Origin of the sequence: Kitasatospora sp. NPDC058115 (genome assembly GCF_042884635.1) — a bacterium.
Taxonomy (GTDB): domain Bacteria; phylum Actinomycetota; class Actinomycetes; order Streptomycetales; family Streptomycetaceae; genus Kitasatospora.
Genome location: NZ_JBHVTL010000058.1, coordinates 1 through 16455 on the forward strand (window position 1 = coordinate 1; position 16455 = coordinate 16455).

13 protein-coding genes and 1 pseudogene are annotated in these 16455 nt (G+C 75.6%); 11 read left to right on the forward strand and 3 right to left on the reverse strand.

The features are described from left to right. The 10 genes and pseudogenes from ACFVVL_RS34935 to ACFVVL_RS34980 all read left to right on the forward strand — a co-directional run. Nucleotides 1-736, forward strand: a pseudogene (locus ACFVVL_RS34935) (DNA polymerase III subunit gamma and tau); the annotation flags it as partial. 55 nt (nt 737-791) lie between these two features. Next, nucleotides 792-1133 carry a YbaB/EbfC family nucleoid-associated protein gene (locus tag ACFVVL_RS34940; protein ID WP_380296356.1) on the forward strand — a complete coding sequence of 114 codons (342 nt, stop codon included), beginning with the start codon at nt 792-794 and terminating at the stop codon, nt 1131-1133. Between the two features lie 194 nt (nt 1134-1327). Continuing rightward, nucleotides 1328-1927 (forward strand): recombination mediator RecR, encoded by a 600-nt coding sequence (gene recR / locus ACFVVL_RS34945; RefSeq protein ID WP_380296354.1) that lies wholly within the window; start codon nt 1328-1330, stop codon nt 1925-1927. Continuing rightward, nucleotides 1920-2651, forward strand: coding sequence for a DUF5063 domain-containing protein (locus ACFVVL_RS34950; RefSeq protein ID WP_380296353.1), 732 nt, complete (start codon nt 1920-1922; stop codon nt 2649-2651). Before recR ends, ACFVVL_RS34950 begins: the two co-directional genes overlap by 8 nt. Before the next feature lie 349 nt (nt 2652-3000). Continuing rightward, on the forward strand, nt 3001-4281 hold the full coding sequence (locus ACFVVL_RS34955; RefSeq protein ID WP_350541538.1) for an aspartate kinase: 1281 nt from the start codon (nt 3001-3003) through the stop codon (nt 4279-4281). Continuing rightward, nucleotides 4278-5351: an aspartate-semialdehyde dehydrogenase gene (locus ACFVVL_RS34960; RefSeq protein ID WP_380296352.1), complete on the forward strand. Its 1074-nt coding sequence runs from the start codon at nt 4278-4280 to the stop codon at nt 5349-5351. The genes ACFVVL_RS34955 and ACFVVL_RS34960 overlap by 4 nt, the downstream gene beginning before the upstream one ends. 298 nt (nt 5352-5649) lie before the next feature. Further along, nucleotides 5650-6204, forward strand: coding sequence for a SigE family RNA polymerase sigma factor (locus ACFVVL_RS34965; protein ID WP_344345760.1), 555 nt, complete (start codon nt 5650-5652; stop codon nt 6202-6204). Beyond that, complete coding sequence (locus tag ACFVVL_RS34970) at nt 6197-7795, forward strand: hypothetical protein (RefSeq protein WP_387682564.1); 1599 nt, start codon at nt 6197-6199, stop codon at nt 7793-7795. The genes ACFVVL_RS34965 and ACFVVL_RS34970 overlap by 8 nt, the downstream gene beginning before the upstream one ends. Before the next feature lie 191 nt (nt 7796-7986). Further along, nucleotides 7987-8778, forward strand: a complete 792-nt coding sequence (locus tag ACFVVL_RS34975) for an SURF1 family protein (RefSeq protein WP_387682567.1) — start codon at nt 7987-7989, stop codon at nt 8776-8778. 226 nt (nt 8779-9004) lie between these two features. After that, nucleotides 9005-9253, forward strand: a complete 249-nt coding sequence (locus ACFVVL_RS34980) for a hypothetical protein (protein ID WP_387682570.1) — start codon at nt 9005-9007, stop codon at nt 9251-9253. A 94-nt stretch (nt 9254-9347) separates the two neighbouring features. Here the strand turns inward: ACFVVL_RS34980 and ACFVVL_RS34985 are convergent, their stop codons facing one another. The 3 genes from ACFVVL_RS34985 to ACFVVL_RS34995 form a co-directional block, all read right to left on the reverse strand. Continuing rightward, complete coding sequence (locus ACFVVL_RS34985) at nt 9348-11240, reverse strand: prolyl oligopeptidase family serine peptidase (RefSeq protein ID WP_380296343.1); 1893 nt, start codon at nt 11238-11240, stop codon at nt 9348-9350. A gap of 102 nt (nt 11241-11342) precedes the next feature. Further along, complete coding sequence (locus ACFVVL_RS34990) at nt 11343-12815, reverse strand: MFS transporter (protein ID WP_387682573.1); 1473 nt, start codon at nt 12813-12815, stop codon at nt 11343-11345. A gap of 90 nt (nt 12816-12905) precedes the next feature. Then, the gene (locus tag ACFVVL_RS34995; RefSeq protein ID WP_380296339.1) at nt 12906-13283 is read right to left on the reverse strand and encodes a nuclear transport factor 2 family protein; all 378 of its coding nucleotides are present in this window, start codon (nt 13281-13283) and stop codon (nt 12906-12908) included. 150 nt (nt 13284-13433) lie between these two features. Between ACFVVL_RS34995 and ACFVVL_RS35000 the strand changes: the two genes are divergently transcribed. After that, entirely contained in the window at nt 13434-16127 is a 2694-nt protein-coding gene (locus ACFVVL_RS35000) for an AAA family ATPase (protein ID WP_387682576.1), read from the forward strand. Nucleotides 16128-16455 lie beyond the last annotated feature (328 nt).

Below are 16455 nucleotides of genomic sequence, written 5' to 3' on the forward strand. Positions count from 1 at the left end.
CCCGGTGGCCGCGCCGACGCCGGCGCCCGCGCCGGCACCCGCCCCCGCCCCCGCGGCGGCGCCCGGCGGGCAGCCGTCGGCGGCGGCGCAGCAGGGTGCGGCGCAGGTGCGGCAGCTGTGGCCGCAGATCCTGGAGGCGGTGAAGAACCGTCGTCGCTTCACCTGGATCCTGCTCAGCCAGAACGGCCAGGTGGCCGGGTTCGACGGCAGCGTGCTCCAGGTCTCGTTCATCAACGCGGGTGCCCGCGACAGCTTCGTCAGCAGCAACAGCGACGACGTGCTGCGGTCCGCCCTGGCGGACGCGCTGGGCGTCGACTGGCGGATCGAGTGCATCGTCGACCCGTCGGGCGGGTCGGCAGGCGGGCTCGCCACCGGCCCCGGCGGCCCCACCGGCTCCGGCGGCCCCGGCGCGGGCGGGGGCGGATGGGGTGCCCCACCGGCGCGTCCGGTGGCGTCCGCGCCCCCGATGCAGCCCGCCGCGCCCGCACCCGCGCCCGCACCCGTGGCCGCGCCCGTGCCGCAGCCGCAGGCGGCGCCGGTCGCGCCGGTGCCCCCGCCCGTCCAGGCCCCGTCCCCGGCGGCCCCGGCGCGTCCCGTGCAGGCGGTGGCCCCGGAGGACGACATCCCGGAGGAGGACGACCCCGATCTCAACGAGGAGGCGTTCTCCGGCCAGGAGCTGATCATCCGCGAGCTGGGGGCCACGGTGCTGGAGGAGATCCGGCACGGTGGGAACTGACCGGCACGTACGCTCGTCGAGGACGTACGCACAGACCGAACGCAAGGAGTGAGCCGTGTTTCCCGGTGGTGGCCAGCCCAACATGCAGGCGCTGCTCAAGCAGGCGCAGAAGATGCAGCAGGACCTCGCCCAGGCCCAGCAGGAGCTGGCGGAGGCGAAGGTGACCGGTTCGGCGGGCGGCGGCCTCGTCGAGGCGACGGTGAGCGGCGCCGGGGAGCTGGTGGCGCTGACCATCGCCCCGGCCGCCGTGGACCCGGAGGACACCGAGACCCTGGCGGACCTGGTGCTGGCGGCCGTCCGCGACGCCAACCAGGCCGCGCAGAAGATGCAGGCCGAGCGGATGGGCCCGCTGACCCAGGGCCTGGGCGGCGGCGGCATCCCCGGTCTGCCGTTCTGAGGGCGGCGGGCGGTCCGGGCCGGCGGGCGGTCCGGGACGCCGGGCCGTGACGGTCCGGAGTTCAGGCGATGGACCTGTGTGATTTATGCGGGAGTCGGGCGTCGGGCGGTGTGCCCGGCGTCCGATTCGTTGGATGATGGCACCGGAGCACCCCGTGCGGGTGCCACCGGTCCAACCCGAGGGAAGGCGCGACGTTGTACGAGGGCGTGGTTCAGGACCTGATCGACGAACTGGGCAGGCTGCCCGGCGTCGGGCCCAAGAGCGCGCAGCGGATCGCCTTCCACGTCCTTCAGGCCGACCCGGTCGACGTCCGCCGGCTGGCGCACGCGCTGCTGGAGGTCAAGGACAAGGTCCGGTTCTGCGCCGTCTGCGGCAACGTCGCGGAGGCCGAGCAGTGCCGGGTCTGTCTCGACCCGCGCCGTGACCTCGCGGTCGTCTGCGTCGTCGAGGAGCCCAAGGACGTCGTCGCCATCGAGCGCACCCGGGAGTTCCGCGGCCGCTACCACGTGCTGGGCGGCGCGATCAGCCCGATCGAGGGCGTCGGCCCGGACGACCTGCGGATCCGGGAGCTGCTGGCGCGGCTCGCCGACGGCACGGTCACCGAGCTGATCCTGGCCACCGACCCCAATCTGGAGGGGGAGGCGACCGCCACCTACCTGGCCCGGCTCTGCAAGCCGATGGGCCTGAAGGTGACCCGTCTGGCGAGCGGCCTGCCCGTCGGCGGGGATCTGGAGTACGCGGACGAGGTCACGCTCGGCCGCGCCTTCGAAGGGAGACGACTGCTCGATGTCTGACCGGACGATCAACCAGCAGCCCCACACGCCCCACCAGGCCGGACCGGAGCAGGACCGGCGCACCACCCAGGACGCCCCGCACCCCCCGCACACGCACGGTCACGGCTCGGAGCCGGACGACTTCGCGGTGCAGATCGCGGACTCGGTGGAGAGCTTCGTGCTCTCGGTCACCGAGGTCGCCAAGGGCGACGAACCCGGCAGCGCCGTCTCGCTCCTCCTCCTGGAGGTCTCGCAGCTGCTGCTGGCCGGCGGCCGGCTGGGCGCCATCGAGGACGTCGTCCCCGAGGACCGTTTCGAGCCCGACGCCGGGCCGGAGCCGGACGGCGAGCAGCTGCGCGAGCGGCTGGCCGAACTGCTCGCGCCGATCGACGTCTACCACGAGGTCTTCGACCCGTACGGGCCGCCGGAGAAGCCGAATGCCTTCCGGATCTCGGACGACCTGGCCGGGGTGGTGGGCGAGCTGCAGCACGGGCTCACCCACTACCGCGAGGGCCGGGTCAGCGAGGCGCTCTGGTGGTGGCAGTTCTCGTACCTGTCCAACTGGGGCACCACCTGCACGGCCGTCCTGCGGGCGCTGCAGTCGCTGATCGCGCACGTCCGGCTGGACAGCCCGATCGGGGCGGCGCCGGACGGGGCGGACACCGACAACGACGGGCTCACCGACGAGCAGCTGGAGCAGCAGGCCGGTGACCTGATGGCGGCGGAACTGGGTCTGGGGCGGTAGCGGACCGGTTCGCGGAACCGACCGACCGACCGGCCCGCCGACCGACCGGCCCGCCGACCGGCCGACCCCCGGAGTGTGACGGACGACTCACCCGCCCCGGCGGAGCGGAAAACCCCGGGGCGTCCGTCCGTTCGTCCGCCGATTCTTCGGAGCGACGGCGGCCCGCCAGCAGACCTGCCGGTGGGGCCGCCCGCACCCCCGCTCACCTGCCGAAACGTGTGTCTCATCATATGGAAAGCGGAGGTCGGAGCACCCCCGCTCGGTAGACTGGCGCCGACCGCACTACCCCCGCCACCCGGGGGTGCGGGGGCCGATCGCCCCCGAAGACGACACAAGTCGAGGAGCGCACGTGGGCCTTGTCGTGCAGAAGTACGGCGGCTCATCCGTTGCGGATGCCGAGGGCATCAAGCGCGTGGCCCGTCGAATCGTTGACGCCAAGAAGGCCGGCCATGAGGTCGTCGTCGTGGTGTCCGCGATGGGCGACACGACGGACGAGCTCATCGAACTCGCGGAGCAGGTGTCACCTCTCCCCGCCGGCCGCGAGTTCGACATGCTGCTGACCGCTGGAGAGCGCATCTCCATGGCGCTGCTGGCCATGGCGATCAAATCCCTGGGCCACGAGGCGCAGTCCTTCACAGGCAGCCAGGCCGGCGTCATCACCGACTCCGTCCACAACAAGGCGCGCATCATCGACGTGACGCCGGGCCGCATCCGCACCGCCCTCGACGAGGGCAACATCGCGATCGTGGCCGGCTTCCAGGGCGTCTCGCAGTCGAGCAAGGACATCACCACGCTCGGCCGCGGCGGCTCGGACACCACGGCCGTCGCCCTCGCCGCCGCCCTCAAGGCGGAGGTCTGCGAGATCTACACCGACGTGGACGGCGTGTTCACCGCCGACCCGCGCGTGGTGAAGAAGGCCCGCAAGATCGACTGGATCGCCTACGAGGACATGCTGGAGCTGGCCTCGTCCGGCTCCAAGGTGCTGCTCGACCGCTGCGTGGAGTACGCACGCCGCTACAACATCCCGATTCACGTACGCTCGTCCTTCTCGGGCCTCCCCGGGACGATCGTCAGCAACGACAACCCGAACCAGCCCGAAGGGGGCGAGATGGAGCAGGCCATCATCTCCGGAGTCGCCCATGACACGTCCGAGGCGAAGGTCACGGTCGTCGGCGTCCCCGACAAGCCCGGTGAGGCGGCGCGCATCTTCCGTGCCATCGCCGATGCCGAGATCAACATCGACATGGTCGTGCAGAACGTCTCGGCGGCCTCGACCGGTCTGACCGACATCTCCTTCACCCTGCCGAAGACCGAGGGGCAGAAGGCCATCGACGCGCTCGACCGGGTCCGCGAGGGCATCGGCTACGAGTCGCTGCGCTACGACGACGCGATCGGCAAGATCTCGCTGGTCGGCGCGGGCATGCGCTCCAACCCGGGCGTCACCGCGACCTTCTTCGAGGCGCTCTCCGCGGCCGGCGTCAACATCGAGCTGATCTCCACCTCGGAGATCCGCATCTCGGTGGTCACCCGCGCCGAGGACGTCAACGCGGCCGTCCAGGCCGTCCACAGCGCCTTCGGGCTGGACAGCGAGACGGACGAGGCCGTCGTCTACGGAGGCACCGGGCGATGACCCGGCGGCCGAACCTCGCCGTCGTCGGCGCCACCGGCGCGGTCGGCGAGGTGCTCCTCGGCCTGCTCTCCCTCCGCCAGGACATCTGGGGCGAGATCCGTCTCGTCGCCTCCCCGCGCTCGGCCGGCCGCAAGGCGGTCGTGCGCGGGGAGGCGACCGAGGTGCTCCCGCTCGACGAGGCGGTCTTCGACGGGATCGACGTCGCGCTGTTCGACGTCCCCGAGGAGATCTCCGCCCGCTGGGCGCCGATCGCGGCCGCCAAGGGCGTCGTGGTGGTGGACGGCTCCGGCGCGTTCCGGCTGGACGACGCGGTGCCGCTGGTGGTGCCCGAGGTCAACGCGGCGGCCGCCCGGATGCGCTCGCGCGGCATCGTCGCGAGCCCCGACTCCACCACCCTGACCATGATCGCGGCGATCGGCGCGCTGCACGCCGAGTACGGGCTGGAGTCCCTGGTCGTCGCCTCCTACCAGGCCGCCTCCGGACTCGGCCGGGCCGGCACGGACACGCTGCGCACCCAGCTCGCCCGGGTGGCCGGCACCGAGGTCGGCGAGCAGACCGGCGACCTGCGCGCGGTGATCGACGACCACGGGCCCTTCGCCGCCCCGCTGGCGCTCAACGCGGTGCCCTGGGCCGGGGTGCTGACGGACGGCGGCTGGTCGTCCGAGGAGCGCACGGTGCGCGACGAGTCCCGCAAGATCCTCGGCCTGCCCCGGCTGAAGGTCTCCGCCACCTGCGTGCGGATCCCGGTGGTGCGCACCCACGCGCTCGCCGTGCACGCGGTGTTCGAGCGCGAGGTCACCCAGGAGCACGCCCGGGAGCTGCTGGCGGAAGCCCCCGGGGTGGTGCTCTACGACGACCCGGCCGCCGGCGAGTTCCCCACGCCGAACGACGTGGTGGGGACGGACCCGGTGTGGGTGGGGCGGCTGCGGCGGGCGCTGGACGACCCGAACGCCCTGGACCTCTTCCTCTGCGGGGACAACCTGCGCCGCGGGGCGGCCCTGAACGCGCTGCAGATCGCGGAGCTGGTGGCCGCCGAGGGCCTGGGCGCGGCGGCCGACGACGCGTCCTAGCCGCGGCACCCGGCGGTAGGCCCCGGCGGCGGCTCACGGCGCCGGTGGCGGCTCGCCGGCCCCCGCCCTGCGCGGGATGTTCGCCGACTGTGCGAGGAATCCCCGCCGAATCCCCTGGAGGGCCGTTCCGTCCATGCGGAAGAATGTCCGCCGGGCTGGGCAACCATGACAGGGGATCGAGTGTCCAACGGGCGTGGCGAACGTGATGGTGGGGGCAGGGACGGGAATCTCGGCGACAGCCGCGGTGACCTTCCCGTCGCGTGTCCAGTGGCCTGCGGACAGGCCGGAAGATAACCAGATGACGGCAGTCGCACCCGGCGCCGCGGACTCCGGCGCCGGTACCGCCGGTACCGCCGCCGGGACCAGCGAGGATCTGCTCACCGAGACCTACCAGGCGCACTACCGATCCCTGCTGAGGCTGGCCGCGCTGCTCCTCGACGACCTGTCGAGCTGCGAGGACGTCGTCCAGGAGGCCTTCATCCGGGTGCACGCGGCCCGGCGCCGGGTGCGCGAACCGGAGAAGACGCTGGCCTACCTCCGGCAGACCGTGGTCAACCTGTCCCGCTCGACCCTGCGGCGCAGGATCCTCGGGCTGCGGCTGCTGCAGAAGCCGATGCCTGACATGGCCAGTGCAGAGGAAGGTGCCTACGATGCGCTGGAGCGTGACCAGTTGAAGGTCGCGCTGCGGGGTCTGCAACGCCGTCAGCGGGAGGTACTGGTGCTGCGCTACTTCGTGGACATGACGGAGGCGCAGGTCGCGGAGACCCTGGGCATCTCGCTCGGTTCGGTGAAGGCGTACGGCTCACGAGGGCTCGCCGCACTGCGGGTCCAGATGGAGGCCGGGCATGGCTGAGAACGATCGCACGGGCGCGTCCGGCGGAAGTGCTCCGCCCGGCGGGGGTCTCCCGCTCGGCGGAGGTCTTCCGCTCGGCGGGGAGGACCTCGGTGAGCACGAGGAACGGCTGGTCCGGGAGCTGATGCAGCGGGCCGTGGCCGAGGTGCAGCCCGCGCCCGGCAGCCTGCAGCACATCCGGCGGGCGGTGCCGCGCCGCCGGGCCGTCCGGCGCGGGGCCTGGACCGGCGCCGCCGCGGTGGCCGCCGCCGTCTCCCTGCTGCTGCCCGCCCTGCACACCGCGGACCACCTCGGCCTGTCCGGCGGCCCCGGCTCGCCCGGCGCCGCGAGCGGCAGCGCCGCCGCGACCGTCACCGGCACCGTCCCCGGCGGTGCCACCGGCGCGCCCGTGCCGCCGCCCGCCGCCGAGACCGGATCGCCGGCCGCACCGGGCAGCCCGTCCGGCACGGCCGACGGCGCACCGAGCGCCGGACCGAGCACCACCCGCCCCGCGCCCGGCACCTTCGCGCCGTCCACCGCCACCACGGGCGGCGGGAGCGACGCCCCGGCCCCCGCCCTGTGCACGCGCTCCGACCTGGGGCAGGGCGCCACCCAGCTCGGCACCGCGGACGCCGACGGGCGGATCTACGGCGCCTTCACCGTGACCAACGTCTCCGGGCGCAGCTGCCGGCTGGGCGGCCCCGGCTCGGTGACCGTCACCGGTGCGGCGGCGGAGGGCGGCCGGGTCCGGATCGCCTTCCACACCGCCGGCGACCCGGCGACCGACCTGCCCGCGCCCGGGCCCTCGTCCGGTCCCGCGACGGGGAAGGACGCGGGGAGCGACGGCCTCGTCCTCGCGCCCAGGGCCGGGTACCGGGTGGACTTCGCCTGGTTCCCGGATCCGGCCGGCTGCCCCGTCCCCGGCGGGACGGCCTCGCCGAGCGCGTCGACGGGCACCGGGCAGCCGGGCACGTCCGGCGGCGGCGGTGCGACGGGCGGCGGTACGGCCGGTCCCGGCACCGGGACCGCGAGCGGCGGGCCGGGCTCGGTGCCGGGCACGGGCGGGTCCGGATCCGGCGGCGGGTCCGGGTCCGGCGGATCCGGGTCCGGAGGGTCCGGCGGTTCCGGTTCCGGTTCCGGGTCGGGCGGCGCCGGCAGTGGCTCCGGTGGCCAGACGGGAGGCTCGGGGACGGGCGGCACCGGGACGACCGGGGGTGCGGTCGGCCCGGGGGGCACGAGCGGCGGCGCGGCCGGTCCCGGCACCGAGAGCGCCGGCCCGGGGACGTCGGCGGGCGGCACCAGCGGGGTGCCCGCGGCGGTTCCGGCGGCGGTTCCGGCGGCCTTCCGCACCGGGGAGCCGACCGCGCAGCCGCGGCCGACCACGACCGGCGTGCCCTCCGGGGCGCCGAGCCCGTCGGCCACTCCGTCGCCCGGCGCGAGCAAGCCCTCGACGAGCGTCACCCTGGCGCACACCCCGGCCCCGGGCAACCCGGTCGCCGCGACCGCGGTCCTGCCCGGCGCCTGCGCGGGCACGGTCTACCGGACGATGCCGCAGCTCCTCGCGGCCGACGCCCCGGCCACCGACCCGAGCGCCTCCCCGTCGGCGGGGTGAGGCGGGGCCGGACGGAGCGGAACGGGCCGCCGGGAACGGGCCGCCGGGAACGGGCCGCCGGGCGGGAAGTCGACGGGGGCCGACCGGGAGGTCGGGAGTGGGAAGTCGGCCGGTCCGACTTCCTGCTCCGGTGAGGGCGCACGGGGGCCCTGGGGACGGGCCGGGTGTGAGGAGTGGTTACCGTGGGGGGTGTGTACCGGTTCCTCCTCACCCCGCGCTGGCTGAGCGGCACCGCGCTGGCCGTGGCGGCCGTCGCGGTGTGCGTCTGGCTCGGCTCCTGGCAGCTCGGCCGGTTCGAGGACCGGGTCTCCTCGCATCAGGAGATCAGCCGGGCGGCGGCCGACGGCGGCACGCCCAGGCCGCTCGACGAACTGCTCGCCGCCGACCGCCCGCAGGTCACCACCGACACCGTCGGCCGTGCCGTGACGGTCACCGGCACCTTTGACGAGGAGCACCAACTCCTCGTGCCCAACCGCGTGTTGGACGGCAAGCAGGGCTACTACGTGCTCACCCCGCTGCGTACCACCGACGGCCGGACCGCCGCCGTCGTCCGCGGCTGGGCCGCCGGGGCGCCCCCGACGGGACCGGCCGCGCCCGCCCCCGCGCCGGCCGGCGAGGTGACCGTGACCGGACGTCTCCAGGCCGGTGAGAACAGCGGCAGCGGTGGCGCCGTGGCCGGTGGCCTCCCGGACGGGCAGCTCGGCACGATCAACCGGGCCGCGCTCGTCAACAAGCTCGCACTCGACGGCTGGTACGACGGCTGGGTCTCCGCCGACACCGCGGCGGACGGCCTCACCCCCGTGCCGACCGTGCAGCCGCAGGGCGGCGACGGCCTTTCGCTGCGCGCGTTCCAGAACCTCGGCTACACGCTGGAGTGGTTCGTCTTCGGCGGCTTCGTGGTGTTCATGTGGTTCCGCCTGGTGCGCCGCGAGGCGGAGGCGGAGCAGGACCGGGCCCTCGGACTGGACCCGGTCCTGGACTGACGCCGTACCGCCGACCCGACCTGCTGATCAGCGGGTGGGCTTCACCGGCGGAACGGCCGGCTTGGTCGGAGCGGCCGGCGCCGGAGCGGACGGCACGGCGGCCGACGGTGCGCCGGGCGACGGCGAGACGGGCGACGCCGGGTAGTCGCACCGACGACCGCTGTTGTTGCCGTTGCCGTTGCCGCTGCCGCCGTCCGAGTCGTAGTGGTCGGTGTGGTGCCGGGTCGTGCGGCTGCCCTTGGACCCCTTCGACCCCTTCGAGCCGCTGGACCCTCCGGACCCCTTCGAGCCCGACTTGGCGAGCACCACCACGCCGCCGTCCTCCCCGGCCCCCGCCGCCACCGCGGTGCGCAACGCCGCCTTCACCACGGTGGAGGACGCCGTGGGCGAGGGCGCCCACGGCGTCGGCGAGGACGAGGCCGGCGAGGACGGCGGCGGACAGGCCGCGCTCCCCCCGCCGCCCCCGTCGTCCTGACCCGAGCAGCCGGTGAGCACCAGCACCCCGGCCACCCCCGCCCCCACGATCGTCAGCAGACGCCTCACCCGTACCCCCCGTTTTCCCGCGTCCCCTACTTCTCCGTGTCCGCCTGATTCTCGCCGACCGCCGCACCGCCGAGGTGCCGGCGGACGAAGTCGATCTCCAGCCGCAGCTGCTTGATCCGCTCGTCCACCACCAGCGACCCGTGCCCGGCGTCGTACCGGTACACCTCGTGCGTCTTGCCGAGCTGCTCCAGCCGCTCGACGTAGTTGTCGATCTGCTTGATCGGGCAGCGCGGGTCGTTCACCCCGGCGCTGATGTACACCGGCACCCGCACCCGCTCGACGTACGTCAGCGGCGAGGACGCCGTCCAGCGCTCGGGCACCTCCTCCGGCGTGCCGCCGAAGAGGGTGCGGTCGATCGACTTCAGCGCCTCCATCTCGTCGTCGTACGCCGTCAGGTAGTCCGCGACGGGCACGGCGGCGACGCCGAGGCTCCACAGCTCCGGCTGCGTCCCGAGCCCGAGCAGGGTGAGGTAGCCGCCCCAGGAGCCGCCGGACAGCACCAGCCGCTCCGGGTCGGCCAGCCCGCTCGTCACGGCCCACTCCCGGACGGCGGCGATGTCCTCCAGCTCGATCAGCCCGACCCGCTCGCGCAGCGCGTCCGTCCAGGCCTGGCCGTAGCCGGTGGAGCCGCGGTAGTTGACCCGGACGACCGCGAAGCCGTGGTCCAGCCAGGCGGCCGGTCCGGCGGCGAAGGAGTCGCTGTCGTGGTGGGTCGGGCCGCCGTGGACCTCGAACACGGTCGGGAACGGTCCGTCGCCCGCCCCGGCCGGCCGCTGGACCAGCGCGTGCACCCGCCCGCCGGGCCCGTCCACCCAGACGTCCTCGACCGGCACCGAGCCGGGCGGGACGGCGCCGGGCGCGCGCAGCACCACGGTGCCGGCGGTGGAGCGCACGGCGGAGGGCTCGGCGGCCGAGGACCAGAGGAACTCCACGGTGCCGTCCGGCCGCGGGGTGGCGCCGCCGACGGTGCCGCGCGGGGTGTCCAGGCGGGTGAGCACGCCCTCGTCCAGGGAGTACGAGAAGAGCTCGCTGCGCGCCTCGTACTCGTGCTCGATCAGCAGGGTGCGGGCGTCCGGCCGCCACTGGGCGGAGAGGTCGCCGGGCAGCTCGCGGCCCTGCTCGTCGCGGAGCGCCAGCGCCGTCTCGACGCCGGTCGCGACGTCCCAGATCACCGGCTCCCAGCGGCCGGTGCGCTGGTGGGCGACCAGCAGCCGGGTGTCGCCGTCGATCGGCGCGAAGCCCAGGCAGGCCACCCCGCGCGGCTCGTCGCGGCCGGTGACCTCGTCCAGCTCGGCCACGGTCGGGACGGCGGTGGCGCCGTCGCCGTCGCCGGGCAGCCGGACGACGCGAATGGCGCCGTGCATGGCGTCGCCGTGCTCGGTGTGGTCGATGGCCAGCAGGGTGCCGTCGTGGCTGAGGTCGCCGACGCCGCCGTACTCGGCGTGCCGGTAGATCTCGACGGCCTCGGCCGCTCCGGGGCGGCGCAGGTGCAGGGTGGTGCCGCCGTCGTCGGTGGAGCGGCCGACCACCACGGTGCCGTCCCGGCCCAGCGCGAGCCCCGCCTCGTAGGACGGGGCGAGGCCGGGGACGGCCTCCTCGTCCGGGCCCTCGGCGCCCTCGGGGCGGCCCGCGAAGGGCTGGCGGCGCCAGATGCCGAACTCGTCGCCGTCGTTGTCGTCGAACCACCAGATCCACTCGCCGTCGGGGGACAGCTCGGCGTCGGTGGTGCCGTTGGGGCGGTCGGTGACCCGTCGGTGGGTGTCGGTGGCGCGGTCCCAGGCGTAGACCTCGTAGGTGCCGCTGGCGTTGGACACGTACAGCGCCCGGTCGGGGGCGTCCTCCGCCCAGTCCGGCAGGGAGACCCGTGCCGCCCTGAACCGCTGCTCCCACGCCGGTACGGCGCTCTTCTCCTCGCTCATCCACCCATCCAACCCGATCGGGGGGAGGAAACGGAACGGAAGGGCGGAAGGGAAGCGGGCGGACCGTGGCGCGCGCTCCCCCTCGGACACCGCCGCGCGGGCTCACCCCGTCCGGCGGGGCAGCAGCCGGACCAGGCCCGCCAGCAGCACCTCCAGCGCCGCCAGCGCCGCCAGGCTGCGCCCGAACGCCTCCGCCGGGTCGTCGGCGGCGTAGTGGACGATGCCGATCAGCGCGACCCCGAGCGCGCCGGCCACCTGCTGGACGGTGGACACCACGCCCGCCGCCGAGCCGGCCAGCCGCGGTTCGACGCCCGCCAGCACCACCGACGTGACCGGGGCCACCACCAGGCCCATGCCGAGCCCGTCCACGAACAGGCCGGGCGCCAGCCACCAGACGCTGCCGCCCGGGTCGGTCGTGTGCACCGCGAGGCCGAGCAGGCCCAGCCCCGCCGCCATCAGCAGCCCGCCGAGCGCGATCGTCCGCGGGCCCAGCCGGGCGAGGACGTGGTGCGCGGTGGTGGAGGTCACCAGGTAGCCGAGGCCGATCGTGGTGAAGACCAGGCCCGCGCCGAGCGCGTCCAGGCCGCGGCCCGGCTGCAGGTAGAGGGCGAGCACCAGGAAGAACGACGCCTGGCCGAGCCAGAAGGCCAGCTGGGCGAGCATGCCCGTGGTGAAGGCGCGGTCGGCGAACAGCCGGGTGTCGACCAGCGGCGAGCCGCCCGCCCGGCTGCCGCGGTGCTGGTGGACGGCGAAGAGCGCCAGCAGCACCACCGAGGCACCCAGGCAGAGCCAGGTCCACAGCGGCCATCCGGCCTCCGAGCCCTGGATGAGCGGCAGCACCAGTCCGGTCAGCGCGACGGTGACCAGGGCGACGCCCACCGGGTCCAGGCCCGGGCGGTGCGGGGCGCGCGACTCGGGCAGGCAGCGCCGCACCAGCGCCAGGGCGGCCAGCCCGACCGGCAGGTTGATCAGGAAGCAGCTGCGCCAGTCCAGGCCGAACAGGTCGGCGCGGATCAGCACCCCGCCGATCAGCTGCCCGAAGACCGCGCCCAGCCCCATGGTCAGCCCGTACATCGAGAACGCCCGGGCCTGCGCCGCGCCGCTGTACGCCGTCCGCAGGATCGCCAGCACCTGCGGGCCCATCAGCGCCGCCGCCAGCCCCTGGGCGATCCGGGCGCCGACCAGCGCGCCCGCCGTCGGGGCCAGGCCGCAGGCGGCCGAGGCCAGGGTGAACAGGGCCAGGCCGAGCCCGAACGTCCGCCGTCGGCCGTAGCGGTCGCCGAGCCGGCCGGCGGTGATCAGGCCGACGGCGAGGGCGAGGGCGAAGCCGGCGACCACCCACTGGACGGCGGCCGGTCCGGCTCCCAGGTCGGTCTGCAGGGACGGTACGGCCACGTTGACGACGAAGACGTCGAGGGCGGTCATGAAGGTCGCGGTCAGGAGCACCGGCAGCAGGCCGCGCGTGGCGGTGGCGGTGGCGGTGGCGGTGGCGGCGGCTGGAGCGGGGGCGGAGGCAGGGGCGGTGGCGGGAGCGGTGGTGGTGCCGCTCGGGCGGCCGGTCGGGCTGCTGGACAACTCGTCATCTCCTGCTCGGCGCCGGGTCGGGTCGGGTCGGGGCGGGCGCCGGCGTCGCCCGCCCCGGTGGTCGGTCGGGGCGCGGTCGGGTCAGGCGCCCGGGACGCGGTCGAGGAAGCCGTACACCGAGGCGATCCGGCCCTCGGCGTCGGCGACCAGCACGTCGAAGCCGATGACCAGCGGCTCCTCGCCGGCCGGGCCGAGGTTCCACGTGAAACGGGCGATGTCGTGGTGGGCGTCCACCGGGCCGAGGGTGAACACCAGCCCGGGGAACTGCGCCTGCGCGGCGCCGATCAGGGCGTCGACGCCCTCGCGGCCGGTGACGGCGGCCAGCGGGTCGGTGTAGCCGCCGTCCTCGGCCCAGGCCTCGTCGACCAGCTTCCGGCGGGCGGCCGGGTCGGTCTCGTTCCAGGCGGCGAGGTAGCGGGCGGCGAGCTGCCGGAGGTCGGTGGGCTGGGTGGCGGTCATCGTCTTCTCCCTGGTCCGGTGGGGTTGTCGGCGGGCCGTTCCCGCTGGTCAAGAAGGTACGGACGGCGGGCGGCGGGCGAATCCGTCACGGATGGGTAGGGCGTACGTACGTCGCCGCCAGTAGGGTCGGGGCAACGGGAGGGGGCCGGGGTGCTGTACGGGCGGGAACGGGAGCGGGCCGCCGTCGACGCGCTGCTCGACGGGGCGCGGGACGGCCGCAGCGGGGTACTGGTGCTGCGCGGTGAGCCGGGGATCGGCAAGACGGCGCTGCTGGAGTACGCGGTGGCGGCGGCGGGGGACGGCGTCCGGGTGATCCGGGCCACCGGGGTCGAGTACGAGGCCGAACTCCCCTTCGCGGGCCTGAGTCTGCTGCTGGCGCCCGGACTCGACCGGCTGGACGCCCTGCCGGGGCCGCAGCGCCGCTCGCTGGAGGGGGCGTTCGGCCTCGGGGAGCCGGCCGGTGGCGCGAACCGGCTGCTCGCCGGACTGGCCACGCTCGGGCTGCTCGCCGAACTCGCCGACGAGCAGCCGCTGCTGTGCGTCGTGGACGACGCGCAGTGGTGGGACCGGCCCTCGCTGGACGCGCTGCTGATCGCCGCCCGTCGGCTCCAGGCGGAGGGCGTCGCGCTGCTGCTCGCCGCCCGGGACGACGGGGGCGAGGCGCTGCCGCTCGCCGGGCTGCCCGAGCTGCGGCTGACCGGGCTCGCCGACGCGGACGCCGCCCGGCTGCTCGCCGACCGCGAGGGTGGGGAGCCGGCCGGACCGGTCCGTCGGCGCCTGCTCGCCGAGGCGGCCGGGAACCCCTTGGCGCTGGTGGAACTCCCCCTGACCGGTGCGGACTTCGGCTCGGGCGGGCTGGCGCTCACCAGTCGCCTGCGGATCGCCTTCCACGGTCAGGTCACCGGCCTGCCGCCGGACACCCAGACCCTGCTGCTGGTCGCCGCCGCCGAGGAGAACGGCGAACTGGACGCCGTCCTCGCCGCGGCCGCCGCCCTCGGGGCGGGCACCGAGGCGCTGTCGCCCGCCGAACGGGCCGGGCTGGTCACCGTCGGCGCGGACCGCCGGCTCGTCTTCCGGCACCCGCTGCTGCGCGCCGCCGTCCTCCAACGGGCGCCGCTGCAACAGCGGTTGGCCGTCCACCGGGCGATCGGCGAGGCCCTGGAGGACGGCGACCGGCGCACCTGGCACCTCGCGCTCGCCGCCACCGCGCCCGACGCCGACCTCGCCGACGCGCTGGAGCGCACCGCCCAACGGGCCGAGGCCCGCGGCGCCCACGGCGGGGCGGCCACCGCGTACGAGCGTGCCGCCGGGCTCACCCCGGACCGCGACGGCGCCACCCGCCGCCTGGTGCTCGCCGCCGAAGCGGCCACCGAGGAGGGAAAGTTGGCGCAGGCCGAGGCGCTCGCCGACCGCGCCGGCGCGCGCACCGACAGCGTCTTCGCGCACGCCCTGCTCGACCAGGTCCGGGCGGTCGCCCACTTCTGGCGCGGTGCCTACCCGGCCGCGTACCGGCTGCTGCTGGACGCCGCCGCCACCGACATCGAGCCCGCGCACGCCGCCCGGATGCTGCTCCAGGCCTTTCACGCCGCCTGGTACGTCGGCGAGGAACCGGTGGCCACCGTGCTCGACCGGCTGGCGGCCCTCCCGCTCGGACCGGAGGAGCCGCTCGCCCCGCTGGCCCGGCACCTGCCGGCCGCCGTGCTGCCCGCGCTGGGGCGGTCGGCCGCTCCGGCGCCGGACGTGCGCGTCACGGCGGAGGCGGCGCGCAAGGCGGGGGCGGAGAGCCCGGTCGACCTGGTGCAGCTGTGCGGGGCGGCGCTCGTCCTCGGGCGTGACCACGAGACGCTGGAGCTGGCGGCGGAGCTGGCCGCGGAGGCGCGGGCCAAGGGGACGGTCGGGGTGCTGCCGACCCTCCAGTTCTTCCTCGCCGAGGCCGAGTTGTTCCACGGCCGGCACCGGGACGCCGAGGTCACGGCGACGGAGGGCCACGCGCTCGCCCGGGACACCGGGCAGCACCAGTGGACCAGCCAACTCGCCGCCATGCTGGCCTGCCTGGCCGCCCTCGCCGGGGACGACGAGCGGTGTGCCGAGCTGGCCTCCGACGCCCTCGTCTCCGGTTCGTCCGCTCCCGCCGCCGGTGAGCCGTGGGCGCACTGGGCACTCGCGCTGCTGGACCTCGGCCGGGGCCGCGCCGCGGCCGCCGCCGACCGGCTGCACACGCTCACCACCGGGCCCCACCGGCACCACATCGGGGTGACCCGGGCGGTGCCGGACCTCGTCGAGGCGGCCGTCCGGCTGGGCGAGCCGCAGCGCGCCGCCGAGGCGTACGAGCGCTTCGCGCGCTGGGCGGGCGCGGCGGGGACGCCGTGGGCGGAGGCACTGCGGCTGCGCTGCCAGGCGCTGCTGGGGCCGGACGAACTGGCGGAGTCCGCGTACCGCGCGGCGCTGGTTCTGCACGAGGGCACCCACCGCCCGTTCGAACAGGCGCGGACGGCACTGCTCTACGGGGAGTGGCTGAGGCGCGAGCGCCGGCGGACGGACGCCCGGCCTCACCTGGGCGCGGCGCTGGAGACCTTCGAGCGGCTGGGCGCGAGGCCGTGGGCGGACCGGGCGAGGGGGGAGCTGACGGCCACCGGCACCGCCGCGCCGACGGCCGAGGCGGGGGTGCTCACGGCGCTCACCCCGCAGGAGCTGCAGATCGCCCGGCTGGCGGCCCAGGGGCTCACCAACCGGGACATCGCGGCGCAGCTGTTCCTGAGCCCGAGGACGGTGGGGCACCACCTCTACAAGGCGTACCCGAAGCTGGGGATCGCCTCGCGGACGGAGCTGGTGGCGCTGTTCTGAGGGGGCGGGGGCGGACTGCGCTCGGCGAGGGGTCACGGACAGCATTCCAAGGACCCGTCCGTCCCGTGCCGGTCTTCCCGTCCCCGGAGTTCGCCGCGTTCGTCGCCGCTCTCCGGGCAGGGCCGGGGAGTTCGGAACCGTCCGACCGCTGCCCGGACGCGATGGTCCTGACCGACGCATCGGTCAGGACCATCGGCGATTCGGCGCGCACGTCGGGGGCCGCCGCGCGGACGGGGCTATTCGGCGGGGGTGCCGCGGAGGAGGAAGGGGAGGTGGATGCCGCGGGTGAGGGCGGTGAGGGCGTGGAGGGTGCGGCGGTGCTGGTCGG